This window comes from Streptomyces sp. NPDC097617 (assembly GCF_044761485.1).
Lineage (GTDB): Bacteria > Actinomycetota > Actinomycetes > Streptomycetales > Streptomycetaceae > Streptomyces.
Window position 1 is genome coordinate 122,591 of sequence record NZ_JBIWCL010000008.1, and the last position, 21,033, is coordinate 143,623.

A 21,033-nucleotide genomic window follows, 5' to 3' on the forward strand; every position below is an offset into this window, starting at 1 on the left:
TAGTTATGATCCGTAGCGCACGGTGGGTATGACTCCTGCCGAGCACGAATACGCGTACCGATATCCGCTCGACGTGGAGGTGAAACGCCGTGGCACTCTCGATCTCCGCCGTGGTGCTGCTGGCGATCATCGTCTTCCTGCTGGTCCGAAGGGCGGGCCTGAAGGCGGGACATGCGGTGGTCTGCGTGCTGCTCGGCTTCTACCTGGCGAGTTCCACCATCGCCCCGACCCTCAGTCAGCTCACCTCGAACGTGGCGAGCATGATCAGTGGCCTCAAGTTCTAGCCCTGGCCTCGTAGGCTGGGCCCCATGAACGGTCTTCCCGCCCGTCGTCTGCTCCTCGTGCACGCGCACCCGGACGACGAGTCGATCAACAACGGCGTCACCATGGCCAAGTACGCGGCCGAGGGTGCCCACGTCGCGCTGGTGACCTGCACCCTCGGCGAGGAGGGTGAGGTCATCCCGCCCGGCCTGGCCCACCTGGCGGCCGACCGCGACGACACCCTCGGCGCCCACCGCGTCGGCGAGCTCGCCGCGGCCATGGCCGAACTGGGGGTCCACGATCACCGGTTCCTCGGCGGCCCCGGCCGCTTCCGCGACTCCGGGATGATGGGCGCCCCGCAGAACCACCGCACCGGGGCCTTCTGGTCCGCCGACGTGGACGAGGCCGCCGCGTACCTCGTGGAGGTGATCCGGGAGCTGCGCCCGCAGGTGCTCGTCACCTACGACCCGGACGGCGGATACGGGCACCCCGACCACATCCAGGCCCACCGCGTCGCCATGCGCGCCGCCGAACTGGCCGCGGAGACCGCCTACCGGCGCGACCTCGGCGCACCCCACACGGTCGGCAAGATCTACTGGAACCGCGTCCCGCGCTCGGTGGTCGAGGAGGGCTTCGCCCGGCTGCACGCCGCGGGCCGCGGGGTGCCCTTCCCCGGGGTGGGCTCGCCCGAGGACGTGCCGGGGGTCGTCGCCGACGAGCGGATCACCACCGAGATCGACGCCAAGGACGCCTTCGTGGCGGCCAAGGCGGCGGCCATGCGGGCCCACGCCACCCAGATCGCCGTGGACGGGCCCTTCTTCGCCCTCTCCAACGACCTGGCGCAGCCCCTCTTCACCCGCGAGTACTACGAACTGGTCGAAGGCCGCCCCGGCGCCCCGGCCGGCGAGCGCGAGCACGACCTCTTCGCGGGGGTGCGGGCATGAGCGGCACGATGACGGCCGGACGCATCGCCGGGTGCCTGGGCCTGCTGGTCCTGGGCGCGCTGACGGGTGCGGCCGGCTGGCTGGTGGTCGACCTGTGGTTCCCCGGCGGTCTGCTGCTCGCCCTGCTGGCCGTCTTCGGGCTGTTCCTCGGCGGCCGGATCGCCCTGGGGACCGGCCCCGGCGTGGGCGGCGCCGCGGCCGGCTGGTTCCTCTCGTACGTCGTGCTCAGCCTTCCGCGTCCCGAGGGCGACTTCCTGTTGAGTTCGTCCGGAATCGGCATGTACGTCTACCTTTTGGGTGGAACCGTGCTCGCTGTGATGTGTGCCACGATGCGCGGTCCGCTGGATCGGCCGGTTTCCGCCGCTCGGCCTGCCAAGTGACGTGGTGTCGGACCTCGTAGGGACATACGCCGAGGGAAGCGCGCGGGGGCCCGCCGGGCGGTTCAGAGGGGTTTGACGGGCCCTGTCAGGAACCCCTGATTCCCGGCAGTCAGTTGCGTGCGGGCGACGGCCAGTATGGTGGACGGGCCGCCGAGCTGCCCGCGCACGCTATGACGGGCGGCGGAGCCAACCGGGAGAACCTGCCTTGAGTCGTGAAACCGACAGTTCGTCCTCCGGGCCCAAGGGGCACGGTGGAGCCGCCTACCCCTCGGGGACACCGCCGTATGGAACCGGCCAGTACCCGTCCACGGACGCTGCGGCGACCGCTCCGGAGGAGAACTCTGTGACCTCGAAGCCGTCCACGCCCGATTCCGACGGGCCCAAGACCGAGACCACCCTGACGACCCGGATCCGGATCAACATCCCGGGTTCGCGGCCGATCCCGCCGGTGGTCGTGCGCAAGGCGATGGGCACCAACTCCGGCACGGCCGGTTCCGCGGAGCAGACCGCGCCCGGGCCGGCCCCCTCCTCGGCGCCCCAACCGCCGATCGCCCAGCGACGGGGACCGCAGCCGACCCGCATCGAGGCCGCGCCGGAGCCGGACCGCGCCCAGGCGCCCGCCCCCGCCCCGGCCGAGGAGACGGCCAGCAACTGGTTCGCCCCCCGCAAGTCGGGTGGCCCGGCCCCGGCCTCGGCCCCGATGCCGCCTGCCGCGGCCGCACCGCCGCACGCGCAGCGGCCGTTGCCCACCCGGACGCCGTCCCCGACGCCGACTCCGACGCCCACCCCGCCGCCGGCCGGGCCCGGTGCGGGCTACGCCGCGCCGCCGCGCGTCCAGGCCCCGCAGGGACCCGCGCCGGACGCCGCCTTCGCGCCGCCGCGCACCCCGCCGCCGGCGGTGGACTACGGCCAGGGCTTCGCCCAGGCCCCCGCCGCCCCGCGGCCCGGCGGCCCGGGCGTCGGGTCGACCCAGGGCTTCCCCGCGTACGGGAACGACATGGTCGACGCCGGCCCCGTCACCGAGGCCTTCCCGGCCTACGGCGGCGGTCCCGCCGGACCCACCGGCGGCCCCGGCTTCGGAACCGGCGGCCCGGCCGGCGCGCCCGACTACGACGACCCCGCGCAGTGGCCCGGCCCCGACCTGGACGGCCCGCTGCCCGCCCCGGTGCCGGCGCCCGCGCCGGCCGCCCCCCGCCCCGCGCCGGACCGGCCGAAGGCCACCGCCAAGCCCGCCAAGAAGGGCCGCTCCAAACTGGTCCTGCTCGGCGGCGCCGTCATCGGCCTCCTCGGCGTGGCCTACGGCGCCGGGCTGCTCCTGAACCACTCCGACGTCCCCAAGGGCACCACCGTGCTCGGCATGGACATCAGCGGCAGCCGCGACGAGGCCGTCTCCAAGCTCCAGACGGCCTTCGGCACCCGCGCCGCCGCCCCGATCCAGCTCAGCGTCGGCGGCAAGCAGGTCGAGCTGAAGCCCGAGAAGGCCGGCCTGACCCTGGACGCCCAGACCACCGTGCGCAACGCGGCCGGCAGCGACTACAACCCGATCACGGTCATCGGCTCGCTCCTCGGCAACGAACGGGTCGCCGACCCGGTCATGCCGATCGACGAGGAGAAGCTCCAGGTCGCGCTGCAGGAGCTCACGGGCACGGCCGCTTCGGGGACCGAGGCGACCATCAGGTTCGACACCGGCAAGGCCGTCGCCGTCCCCGGCACCCCCATCGCCGTCCTCGACGCGGACGCCTCCGTGCAGCTGGTGTCCAAGGCCTTCAAGGACCAGGTGGCCACCGGCAAGGCGGCCGTGGCCGAACTGCCCACCACCACCAAGGATCCGACCGTCACCCAGGCCGAACTGGACCGGGCCATGAAGGAGTTCGCCGAGCCCGCGATGTCCGCCAACGCCATCGTCAAGGTGGGCAGCAAGTCCATCGCCTTCGGCGGCAAGTCCCTGCCCAAGATCCTGAGCATGTCGCCCGTGGACGGCCGGATGACCGAGAAGTTCGACCTGGAGGCGCTCAAGGCGACCTACGGGAACACCTTCGACGGGATCCTGATCACCCGGGGCTCCGGCGACCGGACGGCCGTCATGCCGCAGGACATCGCCGGCGCCCTCGGCAAGGCACTGCGCGGGAAGACGACGGCCGAGCGCACCGTGGTCGTCGACACCAACCCGAGCTAGCGACTCCCCGAAGACCGGCACACCAGTGCCCCCGCCCGGATTTGGGCGGGGGCACTGTCACGTCCCCCGCATGACATCTGTCATCCGGCACGCACGACGCCCGACACTGCCGCGCGGGGCCCCGTACGGGCGAACCTCTATCCATGACGACGACGACCGCGACACGCACCGCGAAGCCCGCCACCGACAGCGTGGTCAGCTTCGAGAACGTGACCAAGAGCTACGGCGCGGTCCGGGCGGTCGACGGCCTCTCCCTCGCGCTCCACCCGGGCGAGACCGTCGCACTCCTCGGCCCCAACGGCGCCGGCAAGTCCTCCACCCTCGACCTCCTCCTCGGCCTGCGCCCCGCCGACTCCGGCTCCGTCCGGATCTTCGGTACCACCCCGCGCGAGGCCGTCGCCGCCGGCCGGGTCGGCGCGATGCTGCAGAGCGGCGGGCTGATGGAGGAGGTGACCGTACGGGAGATCGTGGCCCTGGGCTGTGCCCTGCACCCGCGGCCGCACCCGGTCGACCGGGTGCTCTCCCGGGCCGGCATCGACAAGATCGCCGACCGCAGGGTCGACAAGCTCTCCGGCGGCCAGGAGCAGCGCGTGCGCTTCGCGCTGGCCACGGCCGGCGACAACGACCTGATCGTGCTCGACGAGCCGACCACCGGTATGGACGTCACCGCCCGCCAGTCCTTCTGGGCCACCATGCGGGAGCAGGCGGACCAGGGCCGCACCGTCCTGTTCGCCACCCACTACCTGGAAGAGGCCGACGCGATCGCCGACCGCGTCCTGGTGCTCAGCAGGGGCCGGCTGCTCGCGGACGGCACCGCCGCCGAGATCAAGGCCAGGGCCGGGGCCCGGAAGATCTCCTTCGACCTGACGGCGCCCGCCGACACCGAGATCGAGCGACTGCGCGGGCTGCCCTTCCTGACGGCCTTCGAACACCACGGCGACACCGTCCGCATCCAGTCCCGCGACGCCGACGCGACCGTCCACGCCCTCTACGGGCTCGGGCTGTACCCCCGCAATCTGGAGGTCGCGGGCCTCGGCCTGGAACAGGCCTTCATCGCCCTCACCGAGGCCGAGGAGGCCACCCAGTGAACGCCCTCATCAAGCTGGAGATCGTCCGCGCCCTGCGGAACAAGAAGTACCTCTTCTTCACGATCATGTATCCGGCCGCGCTGTTCCTGATGCTCGGCGGAACCCTCGACGGCACCACCAAGGTCATGGGCACCGAACTGACCATGCCCGCCTTCTACATGGTCGCCATGGCCTCCTTCGGTGCCCTGACCGCCGTCCTGATGGGCAACAGCGAACGCATCGCGAAGGAGCGGGAGAAGGGCTGGGTCCGCCAGCTCCGCCTCACCGCCCTCCCCGGCCGCGGCTACGTCCTCGCCAAGACCGCGGGCGCCGGAGTGCTCTCGCTCCCCGCCATCCTGGTCGTCTTCGCGGTGGCGGCCGGCGTGAAGGGCGTACGGTTCGACGCCTGGCAGTGGCTCGCCCTCACCGGCTCGATCTGGGCCGGCAGCCTGGTCTTCGCGGCGCTCGGCGTCGCCCTCGGCTACCTGGCCAGTGGGGACAACGTCCGCCCCATCACGATGCTCGTCTACTTCTCGCTGTCGATCCTCGGGGGCCTGTGGATGCCCACGGCGAACTTCCCGCAGTGGCTCCAGAACATCTGCGAGTGGCTGCCCACCCACGCCTACGCGGGCCTCGGTCAGGCCATCGAGCTCGGCGGCGCGCCCCGGGCGGGGGACGTCGCGCTCCTCGCGGTGTACTTCGTACTGTTCACCGGTGCGGCTGCCTGGCTGTACCGCAAGGACTCACTGAAGGCATGAACCCGTGGCGCTGACGAAGGAAGGCGAGGACCGGAAGTTCCCCGGGATCGCCGAAGAGCCGGAGAACCGCCGCCAGAAGATGGTGAAGGCGCTCTGGATCAGCATCTGGCTGTTCTACCTGAGCGCGCCCGTCACCGACCTGATCAGCGGGGGACACAGCCTCGGGGCCCGGCTGCTCGGCGGCCTGGGCCTGGTGGCCTTCGTCGCCTGGTACCTGGTGCTGGTCTTCCGCACCGCACGGCAGATGCCGGTCCGCCGGGTGATGTTCTCCCTGGCGGTGCTCTCCGCCCAGGCCACGGTCCTCTCACTGACGCTGGGCCGCGAATGGCTCGTGCTCTTCGTCTACGTGGCCATCGCCTCCGGCGCCGCGCTGCCGGCCGAGTACGCCCGCTGGACCGTCCTCGGCACCACCGCCCTGCTGGCGGTCACGGCGAACGCGGTCCCGGGCGGCACCGCCTACCTGGCGGGCCTGCTGATCCCGGCCCTCATGGGCGGCTTCGCGATGGTCGGCATCCGGGCGATGATCCGCACCACGATAGAGCTGCGCGCGGCCCGGGCCACCGTGGCCCAGCTCGCGGCCAACGAGGAACGCCTGCGGATGGCCCGGGACCTGCACGACCTGCTGGGGCACTCGCTGTCGCTGATCACGCTGAAGAGCGAGCTGGCGGGCCGGATGCTGCCCGGTCAGCCGGAGGCGGCCGCCCAGCAGGTCGCCGACATCGAGCAGGTCAGCCGGCAGGCGCTGGTCGACGTACGCGAAGCGGTGAGCGGCTACCGGCGGCCCACCCTGCCCGGCGAACTCGCGGGCGCGCGCACGGCACTGGCCGCGGCGGGTGTGCTGGCGGACCTTCCGTCGCCGCCGGCCGAAGACCTCCCGGAGGAGGCCGAATCGGCCCTGGCCTGGTCGCTGCGCGAAGCGGTGACGAACGTGGTGCGGCACAGCGGCGCGAAGCGCTGCCGGGTCACCCTGGAGACGCGCCGGACCCTGGACGGACCGGTGCTGGAACTGACCGTCACGGACGACGGCGCGGGCGGCGGCCCGTGCACCCCCGGCAACGGTCTGACGGGGCTGACGGAACGTCTGACGGCTCTCGGGGGGAGCCTGTCGGCGGGCTCCGCGGGCCGGACCGGCTTCGTCCTCACCGCCCGAGTCCCCCTAGGATCGAGACCATGACCTCACGTCCCATCCGCATCCTCCTCGCGGAGGACCAGTCGATGGTCCGCGAGGCGCTCGCCGCGCTGCTCGGCCTGGAACCCGACATCGAGGTACGGGTCCAGGTGGCCCGCGGCGACGAGGTACTGGCGGCGGCCCGCGCGCACGACGTGAACGTGGCGCTGCTGGACATCGAGATGCCGGGCATGACGGGCATCGAGGCGGCGGCCGCCCTGCACGCCGAACTCCCCGCCCTGCGGATCGTCATCCTGACCACCTTCGGCCGCCCCGGCTACCTCCGCGGCGCGATGGAGGCGGGCGCCTCCGCCTTCCTGGTCAAGGATGCCCCGGCCGCGCAGCTGGCGGCGGCCGTGCGCAAGGTCCTCCAGGGGGAGCGGGTGATCGACCCGACCCTGGCGGCGGCCGCCCTGGCGGAGGGCGCGAACCCGCTGACCGACCGCGAACGGGAAGTCCTGAGGGAGGCGGAGACGGGCGCGACCAACGCGGAACTCGCGGCGCGGCTCCACCTGTCCCAGGGCACGGTCCGCAACTACCTCTCGACGGCGATCCAGAAGCTGGCGGCCCGCAACCGCGCAGAAGCCGTCCGCACGGCCCGCGAAAAGGGCTGGCTCTAGCCCCCCGTATTCAGCCTCGCCGGGCACGACTCAGCGAGGCTGAATACGGCTCGGCCAGGCTGGAAGGGGCCGCCCGGGCTGCAGTGGAGCCGGCTCAGTTCAGGAGGGAGCGGGCGGAGACGGCCTCCGCGTGGATGCGGGCCGCCGCGTCGGCGTCCACCGCGGAGACCACCCCGGCGTACGCGTCCAGCTCGGCCGCCCCCTCCTGGAAGGAGCCCCGCTCCACCAGCAGCCGCGCCCGCTCGTACCGCAGCGCCGCCGGATGCGACGGCAGCAGCAGCGACAGCTCCACCGCCCACAGCGCGACCCCCGACTGCTCCGGGCGGGACGCGGCCCAGGCCCTGATGTTGGCCAGGATCCGCAGCACGATGTCCAGCGTGCGGGCCGGCTCGCGCGGCCCCGACGCCAGCTCCGCAGGCCCCGTGCCCAGGGACGCGCCGCCCGCGAACGGGTCCACCACCACGCCCTCCTCCGGGTCGCCGAAGCCCACCACGAAGTGCCCCGGCAGCCCCAGCCCGTACACCGGCGCCCCGGCCCGGCGGGCCACCTCCAGCCACACCACCGACAGCAGGATCGGCAGCCCGCGGCGCCGCCCCAGTACCTCGTGCAGCAGCGAGGACGACAGCCGGTCGTAGTCCGCCGGGGTGCCGTGGAACCCGAGGCGCCCGCCCAGCAGTTCCGTCACCGCGTTCGCCCACGCCCGCCCGCCGCGCAGCCCGTACGGCAGCATCCCGGCCAGCCGGTCCAGCTCGATCTGGGCCCCGTCCATGGCACGCTCGTCCAGCTCCGGGTCGCCCTCGGTGGCCAGCAGCAGGCACAGCAGTGCCAGATCGGGCCGCTCGGCGCGGGCCTCGGCCGCGAACTGCTCCCGCCAGGCCGCCGGGCTCACGTCGCCGCCCGGTAGTGGTGGTAGGTGTGGTGCGTCGCGAAGCCCAGTCCGTCGTACAGGGCCAGCGCCCCCGGATTGTCCGTCTCGACCTGGAGCCACGCCGCCGACGCGCCCTCCTCCAGCGCCCGCCGGGCCAGCGCGGCCATCACGGCCGTGGCCAGGCCCTCGCGCCGGTGCGCGGGATCGACCGTCACCGCCGCGAAGCCGGCCCACCGGCCGTCCACCACGCACCGTCCTACGGCCCGGCCCCCGGGCAGCGCCGCGAACCACACCGACGGCCCTTCCACCAGCATCCGCCGGGCCAGGTCCGGGTCGCCGACCTTTCCGTAGCGCCCGAGCCACTCCTCGTCCGGGGCACGGGTCAGACGTACGGCCTCGGCCGCGGGCGCGTCCACGTCGCCCACCGGCGCCAGCGCGCCGATCCGTACCTCCGCCGACACCTCGGACAGCCAGCCGCGCCGCTCCAGCTCGGCGGCGAGCATCTCCTGGGTGCCCGCGGCTCCCGTCGCGACCTGCACATACGCCGGAAGGGATCGCTCCGCATACCAGGAGGCCACTCGCGCGAGCGCATCGTCCAGCGGTATGCCCGGGTCGCCGAGCGGCAGTACGGAGTTGGCCCGCCGGGTGAATCCGGCGGCAGCCCGCAGCGTCCACCCGCCCAGCCGCTCGCTCTCCAGCGGCTGCCAGGCGCGCGCCGAGACCCTGGAGAGCTCCTCGAAGGAGGTCGCGGGGCCCCGTCGCCGGGCCGGCGCCGCCGGCACGGTCTTGCCCGCCACCAGCGACGATTGCGCGATGCGGACGGACTGCCCGTTCTTCTTTGTGATCAGCAGCACACCCTGGTCCCAGGATGTGAGAACACCGACCGTGTCCGTGAACTCGGGTGATCCGCTCAGTCCGGTCTCCACCCGTCGTACAGAGACACGTTTACCCACGTCAGCCGGGGTGATTCGGACCTCCAGCAGCCCTCCGGCAGTGATTTCCACAGCTCTGTCCGCCCCTCCTGTTCGGATCGTGCCCGGGAACGGAGATACTAGGTGCGGGCATCGACGACGCCGCGCTCCCGCGCGATATGGAAAGCCCTACCGAGGAGGAACGAGAGCGTGACCTACGTCATCGCGGAGCCTTGTGTCGACGTCAAGGACAAGGCATGCATCGAAGAGTGCCCCGTCGACTGCATCTACGAGGGCCAGCGGTCCTTGTACATCCACCCGGACGAGTGCGTCGACTGTGGTGCGTGTGAGCCGGTCTGCCCGGTCGAGGCCATCTTCTACGAGGACGACACTCCGGAAGAGTGGAAGGACTACTACAAGGCGAACGTCGAGTTCTTCGACGAGCTCGGTTCGCCCGGTGGTGCCTCCAAGCTGGGCCTGATCGAGCGCGACCACCCCTTCGTCGCGGCGCTGCCCGCCGGTATCAACGGCGAGCACTGACCCTTCGGGCAGACGCGCCCCTCGGTCCCGTACGGCCTTCCCGCCGCACGGGACCGACGTGTTTTCCGACCCGTGCACACCAGCACTCAGAGAGAGCAGAGACCACCGTGGCCGCAGTATCCGACCGTCTTCCCGCCTTCCCCTGGGACAAGCTGGAGCCGTACAAGGCCACGGCGGCGGCCCACGCGGACGGCATCGTCGACCTGTCGGTCGGCACGCCCGTGGACCCGGTCCCGCAGCTGATCCAGCGCGCTTTGATCGAGGCCGCCGACTCCCCGGGCTACCCGACGGTGTGGGGCACGGTCGCCCTGCGCGACGCGATCACCGGCTGGGTGCGCGGCCGCCTCGGCGCGAGCACCGCCGAGCACCGCAACGTCCTGCCGGTCGTCGGCTCCAAGGAGCTGGTGGCCTGGCTGCCGACCCAGCTGGGCCTGGGCGCCGGCGACAAGGTCGCCTACCCCCGGCTCGCCTACCCCACCTACGAGGTCGGCGCGCGGCTGTGCGGCGCCGAGGCCGTCGTCTACGACGACCCGACCGAGCTCGACCCGGCCGGCGTGAAGCTGCTGTGGCTCAACTCCCCGTCCAACCCCACCGGCAAGGTCCTCGCCAAGGAGGACCTCGTCCGGATCGTGGCCTGGGCGCGCGAGCACGGGATCCTGCTCTTCAGCGACGAGTGCTACCTGGAACTGGGCTGGGAGGCCGAGCCCGTCTCCGTCCTCCACGACGACGTGTGCGGCGGCTCGTACGAGGGCATCGTCGCGGTCCACTCCCTCTCCAAGCGCTCCAACCTGGCCGGCTACCGGGCGGCCTTCGTCGCCGGTGACGCCGACGTGCTCGGCGAGCTGCTGGAGATCCGCAAGCACGGCGGCATGATGACCCCCGCCCCGGTGCAGGCGGCCACGGTCGCCGCGCTCGGCGACGACGCCCACGTGGAGGAGCAGCGGGAGCGCTACGCGGCCCGCCGCGCGGCGCTGCGCACGGCCCTGGAGGCGCACGGCTTCCGGGTCGAGCACAGCGAGGCCAGCCTCTACCTGTGGGTGACCCGCGACGAGCCCTGCTGGGACACCGTCGCCCACCTCGCGGGCCTGGGCATCCTGGTCGCGCCGGGCGACTTCTACGGCGAGGCGGGCGCGCGGTTCGTGCGCGTCGCCTTCACCGCCACCGACGAGCGGGTGGCGGCGGCGGTCAAGCGCCTCGGCTGACCGGCCGCGTTCCACGGCGAGAACGCCCGAGGGGGCCGGGAGTTCGCACTCCCGGCCCCCTCGGTGGTTCCTGGGGCGTCAGCCGCCCAGCGGCAGGCCACCGGGCAGTCCCGCCGGCAGGACACCCGACGTCGGCAGTGAGGAAGTCGGCAGCGAGGAAGTCGGCAGCGAGGACACCGGGAGCTCCTGCGCCGCCGGCAGGCCGCCCAGCAGGCCCTGCGCGGTGCCGGCCACCTCGGAGGCGGGGGCCGGCAGGGTCTTGGCGGCGCCACCGGCGGTGTCCACGGCGCCCGTGGCCGTGTCCGCGGTCACCGCGCCGTCCGGGGCGGTGAGCTGGCCCAGCTGCGGCACGGACTCCAGACCGGCGGCACTGGCCGCGCCGGCCGCACCGACCACGGGCGCTGCCCCGGCTGCGATCAGCAGCGCGGCACGGGCGATCCGACGGGTCAGGGGGAGAGACATGTTGCTCCTAAGCGGTAGCGGCTGAGTACGCCCTGCTAACCGCTCCCGGGGTGGGTGGAGTTGCGGTGCCGGTGGGTAAAGGATCGGTAACGCATCGTTTAATCGGCTTCCGCGAAAAGCGCATCGGATGGGCGCCGACCAGGGCTTCCGTCCCGATCGGGGATCCCTGACCCGCTACACGGATCCCCCCGCAGGAGTGATCACTCGTACATGAGCCCGGGCGCCCCCGGCGCGTGCCCCCGGCACGCGGCGGGGGGCTGCGGCGGGGGTCCGCGCGGAACGGCGCGCGGGTCGGCGGGGACCCGCGGGGTCAGCGGGGGTCAGCGGGCCATGAAGATCCGCACCTCGCCCGGCCCGGCGCCGTAGGGATCCCCCTCGCCGCTCTTCGCCCCGGCGTCGTCCATGTCCTGCCACCGTCCCCGGTCGTGGCCGCCGATCCAGCCGTGCGCGTCGTAGGAGACCCGCGCGATGCCCATCTCCTTCGAGTTGGCCACCGCCCAGTGGGCCATCGCCCGGCTGCGCCGGACCGCGGCGTCACCGCCGCCCTTCTTCTCCACCAGTGCGACCTCGGCCTCCGGGGCGGATCCGCCCCCGCCGCTGTTCCGGCCCGCCTGGCCGCCCTGCGGGGGCAGCGTGTGCATGCCGTCCTTGCCGAAGATCCGGGTCAGGTCCGCCTTCACCCGCTCGGGGTCGCCCGGCCCCGCCGGCGCGGGCCCGCCGCAATTCAGGGTGCCGCCGCCGGCGAAGGCCGCCGTGATGACGGTCGCTTCCGGTTCGTGCTTCGCGTACGCCTGCGGGAAACCGCTGCGCTGCACCTTCTGGGCGGCCACCGTCAGCGGCAGCCGCGAGTACCCCTCCACGTCCACGAGGTGGTCGTAGAAGATCCCGGCCGAATAGACCGGGTCCGTGATCTGCTCCGCAGTGCCCCAGCCCATCGAGGGCCGCTGCTGGAAGAGGCCCAGCGAGTCCCGGTCGCCGTGGTCGAGGTTGCGCAGCGCGGACTCCTGCATGGCGGTCGCCAGCGCGATGGTCACCGCCCGGTCCGGCAGGCCCTTGGCGACGCCGACGGCCGCTATCGTCGCCGCGTTCGCCGCCTGCTCCGGAGACATTTCGTACGTTTCGGATGTTCCGTCCTCCCCGACCGGGTCCGCGCTGGCCAGGCAGAACGGGGCACCGCCGCCGCCGTTCGAATCGCGCTGCACGGCGAAGTAGCCGACCACCGCGAGGAGTACGAACAGGCCGACGGCCGCCCGCAGCAGCCGACGGCGGCGGCGAGGACGGGGTTCACGGGTCTCGGACACGCGCCCACCGTACTTGAGCCATATGACGCGTCCACCGGCCGGACGTACGAGGCTTCGCCGCAGCCCGGGGCGTTAGGGTCAGGTCCATGTCCGAATCCGAGCTGGACCTCACCCAGGACGCCGCCGAGCTGACCGCCCGGCTCGTCGACATTCCGTCCGTGAGCGGCGACGAGAAGGTACTCGCCGATCTCGTGGAACACGCGTTGCGCGGCCTGGCGCACCTCACCGTGGACCGCTTCGGCAACAACGTCGTCGCCCGCACGGACCTCGGCCGCGCCGAGCGCGTCGTACTCGCCGGCCACCTCGACACCGTGCCGATCGCCGACAACGTCCCCTCCCGCCTCGACGAGAACGACGTGCTGTGGGGCTGCGGCACCACCGACATGAAGTCCGGCGTCGCCGTGCAGCTGCGCATCGCCGCGACCGTGCCCGAGCCGAATCGCGACCTCACCTTCGTCTTCTACGACCAGGAGGAGGTCGCCGCCGACCTCAACGGCCTCGGCAAGGTCGCCGAAGCCCACCCCGACTGGCTGACGGGCGACTTCGCGGTCCTGCTGGAACCCTCGAACGCCGAGGTCGAGGGCGGCTGCCAGGGCACCCTGCGCGTCCTGCTGCGCACCGCCGGCGAGCGCGCCCACTCCGCCCGCAGCTGGATGGGCTCCAACGCCATCCACTCGGCGAGCCCGATCCTCGCCCGGCTCGCGGCCTACGAACCCCGCAAGCCGCTCATCGACGGCCTGGAGTACCACGAGGGCCTCAACGCGGTCCGTATCGAGGGCGGCGTCGCCAACAACGTCATCCCCGACGCGTGCACGGTGACGGTCAACTTCCGCTACGCCCCGGACCGCACCGAGGCCGAGGCACTGGCCCACGTGAAGGAGGTGTTCGCGGACTGCGACATCGCCGAGTTCGTCGTCGACGACTCCTCCGGCGGCGCCCTCCCCGGCCTCGCCCACCCGGCGGCCGCGGCCTTCATGGAGGCGGTCGGCGGCCGGGCGATGCCCAAGTTCGGCTGGACGGACGTCTCCCGCTTCAGCGCGCTCGGCGTCCCGGCGGTCAACTACGGGCCGGGCGACGCCCTGCTGGCGCACAAGGTCGACGAACGCGTGGAGACGAAGGCGATCCTGCACTGCGAGGAACGACTTCGTGCCTGGCTGACCTCCTGAATTCCGCTTCTCGTCACCTTTGTGCGCCTACCCTGATCCAACGATCAGCAGGAGGGAGCACAGCATGGGCAACCACGGCAGTCCCGAGGGTTCCGCTCGTCGTCGGCCCGAGGAGCAGCAGCTCGGGCCGGTGCTGAGGAGGCGGAGTCAGGTGCAGGCGGGCAGTACGACGGACCAGCGGCTGCTGGATTCCGCCGGGCCCTCCGAGTGGGTGCACACCGATCCCTGGCGGGTCCTGCGCATCCAGTCGGAATTCATCGAGGGCTTCGGCACGCTCGCCGAGCTGCCGCCCGCGATCAGCGTGTTCGGATCGGCCCGTACGCCGGAGGGCTCGCCCGAGTACGACGCGGGCGTGCGGATCGGCAGCGCGCTGGTCGACGCCGGCTTCGCCGTGATCACCGGCGGCGGTCCGGGAGCCATGGAGGCGGCCAACAGAGGCGCCCGCGAGGCGAACGGCATCTCGGTCGGCCTCGGCATCGAGCTCCCCTTCGAGCAGGGGCTCAACCAGCACGTCGATCTCGGCCTGAACTTCCGGTACTTCTTCGTCCGCAAGACGATGTTCGTGAAGTACAGCCAGGGCTTCGTCGTCCTGCCGGGCGGCCTGGGCACCCTGGACGAGCTGTTCGAGGCACTGACCCTGGTCCAGACCCAGAAGATCACCCGCTTCCCGATCGTGCTGTTCGGCACGGAGTACTGGAGCGGCCTGATCGACTGGCTGCGGGGCACGGTGATCGCCCAGGGCAAGGCCTCGGAGAAGGACCTCTACCTGTTCCACGTCACGGACGACGTGGACGAGGCGATCGCGCTCGTGACGAAGGAAGTCGGCAAGTAGCGGCCCCGGGGTCCGGGGCGGTCCGCCCCGGACCCGGAAGGCCTCAGGCCAGGCCGCGGCGGGCGACCGCCGGGGGGCGGTGACCCTGGATGGACCGGACCATCTCCAGGATCTGCCGGGTCTCCGCCACCTCGTGGACGCGGTAGACCTGCGCGCCCAGCCAGGCCGAGACCGCCGTCGTGGCCAGGGTGCCCAGCAGGCGCTCCTTGACCGGCTTGTCGAGGGTCTCGCCGACGAAGTCCTTGTTGGACAGGGAGACCAGCACCGGCCAGCCCGTCGCCGTCATCTCGTCCAGCCGGCGCGTGGCCTCCAGCGAGTGCCGGGTGTTCTTCCCGAAGTCGTGACCGGGGTCGATCATGATGGCGTCCCGGCGCACCCCCAGCGCCGCCGCGCGCTCCGCCAGCCCGACCGTCACGCGCAGGACGTCCTCCATGACGTCCTCGTACGCGGTCCGGTGCGGCCGCGTACGCGGTTCGACACCGCCCGCGTGGGTGCAGACCAGGCCGGCGCCGTGGCGTGCGGCGACCTCGGCCAGCTTGGGGTCCACCCCGCCCCAGGCGTCGTTGAGCACATCGGCGCCCGCCTCGCACACCGCCTCGCCGACCTCGTGCCGCCAGGTGTCCACGCTGATCACCACGTCCGGGTGGCGGCGCCGGACCTCGGCCACGAAGCCGACCGTGCGCCGCGCCTCCTCGGCCGCGTCCACGTGCTCGCCCGGGCCCGCCTTGACCCCGCCGATGTCGATGATCGCGGCGCCCTCGGCGATCGCGTGCTCGACCCGGTCCAGCGCCGGCTCGTCGCGGAACGTCGCGCCCTGGTCGTAGAAGGAGTCCGGCGTCCGGTTCACGATGGCCATGATCACCGGCTCGTGGGTGTCGAACTCGCGCCTGCCCAGTCGCAGCATCCTGCTCTTTCCTCCTTCGGCGGCCCTTGCGCCTCGCCTGCGACCTTAACCTGGTGGCCGGAGTCTCTCAGGGGAGTTGATCGTGTTCTTCTTCTTGATGATCGCGCTGGTCGTGGTCGTGGCAGCGGTCACCCTTGCGGTGATCGGCGGCGGCTCGGAGGCCGTCCTGCCGGAAGCGGAGCCGGACCGGGTGGCGGACGGGCTGCCGGAGACCCGGCCCGTGGTGCGGGCGGACATCGACGCGCTGCGACTGCCGGTCGCGCCGCGCGGGTACCGGATGGCCGAGGTGGACGACGTACTGGAGCGGCTCGCGGCCGAGCTGGCCGAGCGGGACGCGCGGATCGCGCAGCTGACGGCCGCTGCGGCGCCCGCGGCGGTCCCGGCGGACCCGGCGGACCCGGCGGACCCGGCGGACCCGGCCGGGCAGGTCGACCTCAGCAAGGGCGGTGAGCGGTGAGCGGTCCGGTGGCGGGCGCGGACGGGTTCCTGCGCTGCCCGTGGGGGCTGTCCACGCCGGACTACGTGGCCTACCACGACACCGAGTGGGGCCGGCCGGTCCACGGCGACGACGCCCTGTACGAGCGGCTGTGCCTGGAGGCCTTCCAGTCCGGGCTGTCGTGGCTGACGATCCTGCGGCGCCGCGAGGGGTTCCGGAAGGCCTTCGGCGGCTTCTCGATCGCGGCGGTCGCGGAGTTCGACGACAGCGACGCGGAGCGGCTGCTGGCCGACGAGGGGATCATCCGCAACAGGGCCAAGATCGAGGCGACCCTGGCCAACGCCAAGGTCCTCGCCGGGTGGGAGCCTGGGGAGCTGGACACCCTCATCTGGTCCCATGCCCCCGAGGAGCGGGGAGCGGCCCCGCTGACGGTCACCGGGGTCCCGGCGGTCACCCCGGAGTCCACCGCCCTGGCCAAGGCCCTGAAGAAGGCGGGCGTGCGCTTCGTCGGCCCCACGACGGCCTACGCCCTGATGCAGGCGTGCGGGCTGGTCAACGACCACCTGGCCGACTGCGCCTTCCGCGACCCGGCCTGAGCCGGGCCGCGGGACACGGAGGCGGTCCGTCAGCGGCCGAGGTACTTCGGCGGCTGCTTCGCGAGGAAGGCCTGGACGGCGATGGAGTGGTCCTCGGAGGCCCCCGCACGGGTCTGGAGGACGTCCTCGTGGGCCAGGGACTCGGCGAGGGAGTGGGAGGCCCCGTGGGCCAGGGACTCCTTCAGCGCGGCGTACGCGACCGTCGGGCCGGCGGCCAGGGCGCGGGCCACGGCCTCCGCCTCGGCGTGCAGGGACTCCGCGGGCACCAGGCGGTTGACGATGCCGAGCTCGTACGCCTCCTGCGCCTTGATCGAACGCGGGAAGAGCAGCAGGTCCGAGGCGCGGGAGGCGCCGATCAGCCGGGGCAGGGTCCACGAGACCCCCGAGTCCGCGGTCAGCGCCACCCCGGCGAACGAGGTGTTGAAGGAGGCGGTGTCGGCGACGACCCGGAAGTCCGCCGCCAGCGCGAAGCCGAAGCCCGCGCCGGCCGCCACGCCGTTCACGCCGGCCACCACGGGCTTGGGCATCTCGGTGAGCGCCTGCACGATCGGGTTGTAGTGGTCGGCGACCGTGCTCATCGTCAGCGAGGAACCGCTCTCGCGGTCCGAGGCGAGGTTGCCGATGTGCTCCTTGAGGTCCTGCCCGACGCAGAAGGCCCGGTCCCCGGCCGCGGTGAGCAGGACGGCCCGTACGGCGCCGTCCGCGGCCGCCGCCAGGACCGCGTCGCGCAGGGCGACCTTGGCCTCGGTGTTCATCGCGTTCATCGCGTCCGGACGGTTGATCGTGATGGTCGCGAGTCCGTCGGTCACTTCGTAGAGCACGCTGTCGGCCATGGCAGGGGGTCCCCCTTCGTCGCAGGCTTGGCTACCGGTCGGTACTGTCCGGTGCAAGGGCCAGCATGGCGGACCGGACGTGGCCCGCACATGTGATGTGCGTCAAAGTATGTCGATGCCGCTTCCCTGGTGCGGCGGCGAAGTATCGCAGGCGGATCCCCGAAATGAGTGGTTTTGGCCGAGCGCGTTGCCCAAGCGTTCCCGGGTGATGTTGGTCATCGGGTCCTGACATGCGGGATAATGGCTGGGAAGCAATGTGTTCGATGCCGGGTACTAGGCGCCTGAATGGGGCCGTCGGCTGACGATGAGCTGGTTTCAGGAAGGGGAACGAGCATGGCGGCCATGAAGCCGCGGACGGGCGACGGCCCGCTCGAGGTCACCAAGGAGGGGCGGGGCATCGTCATGCGCGTACCGCTCGAGGGCGGCGGTCGGCTTGTCGTCGAGCTGACCCCTGATGAGGCGGACGCCCTGGGTGACGCCCTGAAGAAGGTCGTCGGCTGACCCCCCGGGGACACTGACAGCACTTCCACCTTCTGCGTTTCTGCATTCTCTGCACTGCCCCGACCGCGATCCGCGGCCGGGGCAGTGTTGTGTCGTCCTCCCCGGACCCGAACATTCCGGAGCCGAGCCGTGAGCTTCAGCCCGCCAGCGCCGCCCGCCCTCGCGGACTGCACGCCCCGCCAGAAGGCGGCCCGGGTCCTGTCCGACGTACTGGCGCCGGCGAACCTCGTGGTCGCGCTGCTCCTGCTCGTCGGCCGGCACAGCACCGGGTCGTGGGCCGGGCTCGGCTGGGGGCTGCTCGCCGCCCTGTTCTGCGGGGTGGTCCCGATCGGGATCATCGCCCTCGGCGTTCGCCGGGGCGCGCTGAGCGACCAGCACATCCGGGTGCGGCGCCAGCGGGTCCTCCCGATGGCCCTGAGCCTGGTCTCCGTCCTCGCCGGGATCGCCCTCCTGCACCTCCTGGGCGCCCCCCGGGAGGTGTTCGCGCTCGTCGTCGCGATGCTGGTGGGCCTCGTGTCCTCGCTGCTGGTCACGGTCGTCTGGCAGATATCGATCCACATGTCGGTGGCCGGCGGCACCGTGATGATCCTGCTGCTCGTCCTCGGGGCCCCGGCCCTCCCCGCGGCACTGGTCGTCGCCGCCGCGGGCTGGTCCCGGCTGGTGCTGAAGGCGCACACCGCGGCCCAGCTCCTCGCCGGCACCGCGCTGGGCGCCGCGGCGGCCCTCACCTACGCGCTCCTGAGCTGAGCCCCACCCGGCCCTCCGGGGCCCGGGGGAGGGTCCTACGGGGTCCGCGGGCGGATCCGGCCGCTCAGCGGCGCACGGCGCACAGCAGGCCGTCGCCCACCGGGAGCAGTGCGGCCTCCAGGGCGGGGCTCTCGCGGACGCTGCGCAGCAGCTCGCGGACGCGCAGCACCTCCACCGGCTGGGCCGCGGAGTCGACCGTACGGCCGTCGGAGAAGACCCCCTCGAAGCACACCAGTCCGCCGGGGCGCAGCAGCCGCAATGATTCGGCGAGGTAGTCGAGGGACTCGGAGGGGTCCCCGTCGCAGAAGACGAGGTCGTACCCGCCGTCGGCGAGCCGGGGCAGTACGTCCAGGGCGCGGCCGGGGATGAAGCGGGCGCGGTTGCCCGCGAAGCCGGCGGCGCGGAAGGCCTGGCGGGCGAAAGCCTGCCGGTCCGCCTCGGGATCCACGGTGGTCAGCACCCCGTCGGGGCGCATTCCGTGCAGGAGGTGGATGCCGGAGACGCCGGTTCCGGTGCCGATCTCGGCGACCGCCTTGGCGTCCGCGGTGGCGGCGAGCAGGCGCAGCGCGGCCCCGGTGCCGGGGGAGACGGACCTCAGGCCCGCTTCCCTGGACCGGTCGCGGGCCCATCGCAGAGCGTCGTCCTCGGCGACAAACGCGTCGGCGAACGCCCAGCTCGTCTGCCGGTTGCCGGTAATGACCCTCTCCTGTCCCCATAGTTGGCGCAACGGTGACTGTATCCGTTGACGTCGGGAACCCGCAGATGGGACCGGGCGTTGTGAAGGGTGGAGGCGGGATGAGAAGGGACGGTGCCGGGCAGATCGACGGCCGGGACCGCTCCGGGGCTTAAGTCTCGCGTAAAGATACTGCAAAAACGCTTATCCGGAGCTGACAGAGGGGGTGGTTATGGTAGGGACTCCACTGGACACCACCAGAGCCGACAGGGGAGGTGCGGCTGCGCCTGGGGATCGTGGGGGCGTGTTGAGACGCCTCTTCTGGTCGGCGGGTGAGCCGAAATCCGTGACCTACATTGCTGACCGCTTCCACACCGCAGACACCGCAACCACCGCGACCTTTGCTGCCGATGCGGGCTCCCAGGCGTGGACCCCTCCTTCGTGGGAGGAGATCGTCAGCACGCACAGCGCGCGGGTCTACCGCCTTGCCTACCGTCTGACGGGTAACCAGCACGACGCCGAGGACCTCACCCAGGAAGTCTTCGTCCGCGTCTTCCGCTCGCTGTCCACCTACACCCCGGGCACGTTCGAGGGCTGGCTGCACCGCATCACCACGAACCTCTTCCTGGACATGGTCCGCCGCAAGCAGCGCATCCGCTTCGACGCGCTCGGCGACGACGCCGCCGACCGGCTGCCGAGCCGTGAGCCGTCCCCCCAGCAGGTACTGCACGACACCCACTTCGACGCGGACGTGCAGCAGGCGCTGGACACCCTCGCCCCCGACTTCCGCGCCGCCGTGGTGCTGTGCGACATCGAGGGCTTGTCGTACGAGGAGATCGCCGCGACGCTCGGCGTGAAGCTCGGCACCGTGCGCAGCCGCATCCACCGGGGCCGGTCGCACCTGCGCAAGGCACTGAAGCACCGGTCCCCCGAGGCCCGCGCCGAGCAGCGCGCGCTGGCGGGAGTGGCGATGGGCGCCCCCGGCGCCGGGGGAGAGGGCGGAGCCGAGTGAGCGAAGTCAGTCCTTCCCCCGCCGAACAGCACCTGGGCGACCGGCTTGCCGCCCTGGTCGACGGGGAGCTGAATCACGACGCCCGCGAGCGGGTCCTGGCCCACCTGGCGACCTGCGCCAAGTGCAAGGCCGAGGCCGACGCCCAGCGCCGGCTGAAGACGATGTTCGTGGAGAGCGCGCCGCCGCCGCTGTCCGCCGGGCTCCTGGCCCGGCTGCAGGGACTGCCGGGCGGCGGTCTCGACGACCCGTCCGGTCCCGCCGGTCCGCCCGGCAGCGCCGGACGCGACCCCTTCGACGCGTTCGCCTACGGGCTGCCGGTCGCCGCCCGCCCGCAGCAGCAGGAGGGCTTCCGCATCCACGAGGTGGGCCGTCCGCGTCGCAGGTTCGCCTTCGTCGCCGCCGGAGCCGTCTCGCTGGCCGCGCTGGCGCTCGGTGGCGCACTGCCGCTGGAGGCGGATCCGAACCTCCGGGGTGATTCCCCGGCCCCGGCCTCCCGGCCCGGTCCGCTGCCCGTGAGCGATGCGGGCGCCCGTGACCGCCTTCCCACGCCGGCGGCCGTCCCGACCCTCCTGTCGGCCGTCGCGACCCCGCTGCCGCCTCTCCAGCCCTCCCCGCAGGTCCCGGCACGACCGGTCTCCCTGCTGCGCTGACGCGGGACCTGATTGAATCTGCGGC

At 72.6% G+C, this 21,033-nt stretch carries 25 protein-coding genes; 18 read left to right on the top strand and 7 right to left on the bottom strand.

The features are described 5' to 3' along the window. The first annotated feature begins 89 nt into the window (after positions 1-89). The 8 genes from ACIQZO_RS16135 to ACIQZO_RS16170 all read left to right on the top strand — a co-directional run bounded on the left by ACIQZO_RS16135 (position 90) and on the right by ACIQZO_RS16170 (position 7,374). Positions 90-284, top strand: coding sequence for a hypothetical protein (locus tag ACIQZO_RS16135; RefSeq protein WP_030012369.1), 195 nt, complete (start codon positions 90-92; stop codon positions 282-284). A gap of 24 nt (positions 285-308) precedes the next feature. Then, positions 309-1,205, top strand: coding sequence for an N-acetyl-1-D-myo-inositol-2-amino-2-deoxy-alpha-D-glucopyranoside deacetylase (mshB, locus tag ACIQZO_RS16140; RefSeq protein ID WP_403626095.1), 897 nt, complete (start codon positions 309-311; stop codon positions 1,203-1,205). Beyond that, the gene (locus ACIQZO_RS16145) at positions 1,202-1,585 is read left to right on the top strand and encodes a DUF6113 family protein (protein WP_403626098.1); all 384 of its coding nucleotides are present in this window, start codon (positions 1,202-1,204) and stop codon (positions 1,583-1,585) included. The genes mshB and ACIQZO_RS16145 overlap by 4 nt, the downstream gene beginning before the upstream one ends. Positions 1,586-1,928: 343 nt before the next feature. Next, positions 1,929-3,761: a hypothetical protein gene (locus tag ACIQZO_RS16150; RefSeq protein ID WP_403626100.1), complete on the top strand. Its 1,833-nt coding sequence runs from the start codon at positions 1,929-1,931 to the stop codon at positions 3,759-3,761. 143 nt (positions 3,762-3,904) lie between these two features. After that, entirely contained in the window at positions 3,905-4,849 is a 945-nt protein-coding gene (locus ACIQZO_RS16155) for an ABC transporter ATP-binding protein (protein ID WP_403626103.1), read from the top strand. Then, a complete protein-coding gene (locus ACIQZO_RS16160; protein ID WP_403626106.1) occupies positions 4,846-5,586 on the top strand; it encodes an ABC transporter permease in 741 nt (246 codons plus the stop codon). The genes ACIQZO_RS16155 and ACIQZO_RS16160 overlap by 4 nt, the downstream gene beginning before the upstream one ends. Positions 5,587-5,665: 79 nt before the next feature. Continuing rightward, complete coding sequence (locus tag ACIQZO_RS16165) at positions 5,666-6,760, top strand: sensor histidine kinase (RefSeq protein ID WP_403626388.1); 1,095 nt, start codon at positions 5,666-5,668, stop codon at positions 6,758-6,760. Continuing rightward, entirely contained in the window at positions 6,757-7,374 is a 618-nt protein-coding gene (locus ACIQZO_RS16170) for a DNA-binding response regulator (RefSeq protein WP_030385870.1), read from the top strand. Before ACIQZO_RS16165 ends, ACIQZO_RS16170 begins: the two co-directional genes overlap by 4 nt. 94 nt (positions 7,375-7,468) lie before the next feature. Here ACIQZO_RS16170 and ACIQZO_RS16175 read toward each other — a convergent pair whose 3' ends face one another. Further along, positions 7,469-8,263, bottom strand: coding sequence for a tetratricopeptide repeat protein (locus ACIQZO_RS16175; protein ID WP_403626109.1), 795 nt, complete (start codon positions 8,261-8,263; stop codon positions 7,469-7,471). Next, a complete protein-coding gene (locus tag ACIQZO_RS16180; RefSeq protein WP_403626112.1) occupies positions 8,260-9,246 on the bottom strand; it encodes a GNAT family N-acetyltransferase in 987 nt (328 codons plus the stop codon). The genes ACIQZO_RS16175 and ACIQZO_RS16180 overlap by 4 nt, the downstream gene beginning before the upstream one ends. 117 nt (positions 9,247-9,363) lie before the next feature. On the opposite strand from ACIQZO_RS16180, the gene fdxA reads away from it, so the two are divergent. Both fdxA and dapC read left to right on the top strand, forming a co-directional pair. After that, a complete protein-coding gene (gene fdxA / locus ACIQZO_RS16185) occupies positions 9,364-9,693 on the top strand; it encodes a ferredoxin (RefSeq protein WP_030011906.1) in 330 nt (109 codons plus the stop codon). Positions 9,694-9,800: 107 nt separating this feature from the next. Continuing rightward, positions 9,801-10,895 (top strand): succinyldiaminopimelate transaminase, encoded by a 1,095-nt coding sequence (gene dapC / locus ACIQZO_RS16190; RefSeq protein ID WP_403626116.1) that lies wholly within the window; start codon positions 9,801-9,803, stop codon positions 10,893-10,895. Between the two features lie 78 nt (positions 10,896-10,973). On the opposite strand, the gene ACIQZO_RS16195 is transcribed toward dapC, so the two are convergent. Further along, complete coding sequence (locus ACIQZO_RS16195; protein WP_403626119.1) at positions 10,974-11,357, bottom strand: ATP-binding protein; 384 nt, start codon at positions 11,355-11,357, stop codon at positions 10,974-10,976. 320 nt (positions 11,358-11,677) lie between these two features. Beyond that, a complete protein-coding gene (locus ACIQZO_RS16200) occupies positions 11,678-12,658 on the bottom strand; it encodes a hypothetical protein (RefSeq protein WP_403626122.1) in 981 nt (326 codons plus the stop codon). Positions 12,659-12,744: 86 nt separating this feature from the next. Between ACIQZO_RS16200 and dapE the strand changes: the two genes are divergently transcribed. Both dapE and ACIQZO_RS16210 read left to right on the top strand, forming a co-directional pair. Continuing rightward, positions 12,745-13,824 carry a succinyl-diaminopimelate desuccinylase gene (gene dapE, locus ACIQZO_RS16205; protein ID WP_403626125.1) on the top strand — a complete coding sequence of 360 codons (1,080 nt, stop codon included), beginning with the start codon at positions 12,745-12,747 and terminating at the stop codon, positions 13,822-13,824. 64 nt (positions 13,825-13,888) lie between these two features. Then, the gene (locus tag ACIQZO_RS16210; protein WP_150259084.1) at positions 13,889-14,656 is read left to right on the top strand and encodes a TIGR00730 family Rossman fold protein; all 768 of its coding nucleotides are present in this window, start codon (positions 13,889-13,891) and stop codon (positions 14,654-14,656) included. Between the two features lie 43 nt (positions 14,657-14,699). Here ACIQZO_RS16210 and folP read toward each other — a convergent pair whose 3' ends face one another. After that, the gene (folP, locus tag ACIQZO_RS16215; RefSeq protein ID WP_403626128.1) at positions 14,700-15,560 is read right to left on the bottom strand and encodes a dihydropteroate synthase; all 861 of its coding nucleotides are present in this window, start codon (positions 15,558-15,560) and stop codon (positions 14,700-14,702) included. 76 nt (positions 15,561-15,636) lie between these two features. Between folP and ACIQZO_RS16220 the strand changes: the two genes are divergently transcribed. Next, positions 15,637-16,017, top strand: a complete 381-nt coding sequence (locus ACIQZO_RS16220) for a DivIVA domain-containing protein (protein ID WP_403626130.1) — start codon at positions 15,637-15,639, stop codon at positions 16,015-16,017. After that, positions 16,014-16,592: a DNA-3-methyladenine glycosylase I gene (locus ACIQZO_RS16225; protein WP_403626133.1), complete on the top strand. Its 579-nt coding sequence runs from the start codon at positions 16,014-16,016 to the stop codon at positions 16,590-16,592. The genes ACIQZO_RS16220 and ACIQZO_RS16225 overlap by 4 nt, the downstream gene beginning before the upstream one ends. A gap of 29 nt (positions 16,593-16,621) precedes the next feature. Here the strand turns inward: ACIQZO_RS16225 and ACIQZO_RS16230 are convergent, their stop codons facing one another. Continuing rightward, positions 16,622-17,425: an enoyl-CoA hydratase/isomerase family protein gene (locus ACIQZO_RS16230; protein WP_403626136.1), complete on the bottom strand. Its 804-nt coding sequence runs from the start codon at positions 17,423-17,425 to the stop codon at positions 16,622-16,624. A 333-nt stretch (positions 17,426-17,758) separates the two neighbouring features. On the opposite strand from ACIQZO_RS16230, the gene ACIQZO_RS16235 reads away from it, so the two are divergent. Both ACIQZO_RS16235 and ACIQZO_RS16240 read left to right on the top strand, forming a co-directional pair. After that, complete coding sequence (locus ACIQZO_RS16235; RefSeq protein ID WP_003966491.1) at positions 17,759-17,926, top strand: DUF3117 domain-containing protein; 168 nt, start codon at positions 17,759-17,761, stop codon at positions 17,924-17,926. 129 nt (positions 17,927-18,055) lie between these two features. Beyond that, complete coding sequence (locus ACIQZO_RS16240; RefSeq protein ID WP_403626139.1) at positions 18,056-18,673, top strand: hypothetical protein; 618 nt, start codon at positions 18,056-18,058, stop codon at positions 18,671-18,673. A 64-nt stretch (positions 18,674-18,737) separates the two neighbouring features. Here ACIQZO_RS16240 and ACIQZO_RS16245 read toward each other — a convergent pair whose 3' ends face one another. Continuing rightward, entirely contained in the window at positions 18,738-19,400 is a 663-nt protein-coding gene (locus tag ACIQZO_RS16245; RefSeq protein WP_030385883.1) for an O-methyltransferase, read from the bottom strand. 178 nt (positions 19,401-19,578) lie between these two features. Between ACIQZO_RS16245 and sigE the strand changes: the two genes are divergently transcribed. Together sigE and ACIQZO_RS16255 are read left to right on the top strand one after the other, a co-directional pair. Next, positions 19,579-20,358 (top strand): RNA polymerase sigma factor SigE, encoded by a 780-nt coding sequence (sigE, locus tag ACIQZO_RS16250; RefSeq protein ID WP_403626142.1) that lies wholly within the window; start codon positions 19,579-19,581, stop codon positions 20,356-20,358. Further along, positions 20,355-21,008: an anti-sigma factor family protein gene (locus tag ACIQZO_RS16255; RefSeq protein WP_403626145.1), complete on the top strand. Its 654-nt coding sequence runs from the start codon at positions 20,355-20,357 to the stop codon at positions 21,006-21,008. Before sigE ends, ACIQZO_RS16255 begins: the two co-directional genes overlap by 4 nt. The last annotated feature ends 25 nt before the right edge of the window (positions 21,009-21,033 follow it).

Bases quoted from the DNA above. Each gene is read 5' to 3' on its own strand.
- ACIQZO_RS16170 (WP_030385870.1), top strand. From the start codon at position 6,757: ATGACCTCACGTCCCATCCGCATCCTCCTCGCGGAGGACCAGTCGATG.
- sigE (WP_403626142.1), top strand. From the start codon at position 19,579: ATGGTAGGGACTCCACTGGACACCACCAGAGCCGACAGGGGAGGTGCG.
- ACIQZO_RS16230 (WP_403626136.1), bottom strand. From the start codon at position 17,425: ATGGCCGACAGCGTGCTCTACGAAGTGACCGACGGACTCGCGACCATC.
- ACIQZO_RS16235 (WP_003966491.1), top strand. From the start codon at position 17,759: ATGGCGGCCATGAAGCCGCGGACGGGCGACGGCCCGCTCGAGGTCACC.
- ACIQZO_RS16165 (WP_403626388.1), top strand. From the start codon at position 5,666: ATGGTGAAGGCGCTCTGGATCAGCATCTGGCTGTTCTACCTGAGCGCG.
- ACIQZO_RS16155 (WP_403626103.1), top strand. From the start codon at position 3,905: ATGACGACGACGACCGCGACACGCACCGCGAAGCCCGCCACCGACAGC.
- dapE (WP_403626125.1), top strand. From the start codon at position 12,745: ATGTCCGAATCCGAGCTGGACCTCACCCAGGACGCCGCCGAGCTGACC.
- folP (WP_403626128.1), bottom strand. From the start codon at position 15,560: ATGCTGCGACTGGGCAGGCGCGAGTTCGACACCCACGAGCCGGTGATC.
- mshB (WP_403626095.1), top strand. From the start codon at position 309: ATGAACGGTCTTCCCGCCCGTCGTCTGCTCCTCGTGCACGCGCACCCG.
- ACIQZO_RS16145 (WP_403626098.1), top strand. From the start codon at position 1,202: ATGAGCGGCACGATGACGGCCGGACGCATCGCCGGGTGCCTGGGCCTG.
- ACIQZO_RS16210 (WP_150259084.1), top strand. From the start codon at position 13,889: ATGGGCAACCACGGCAGTCCCGAGGGTTCCGCTCGTCGTCGGCCCGAG.
- ACIQZO_RS16195 (WP_403626119.1), bottom strand. From the start codon at position 11,357: ATGTCTCTCCCCCTGACCCGTCGGATCGCCCGTGCCGCGCTGCTGATC.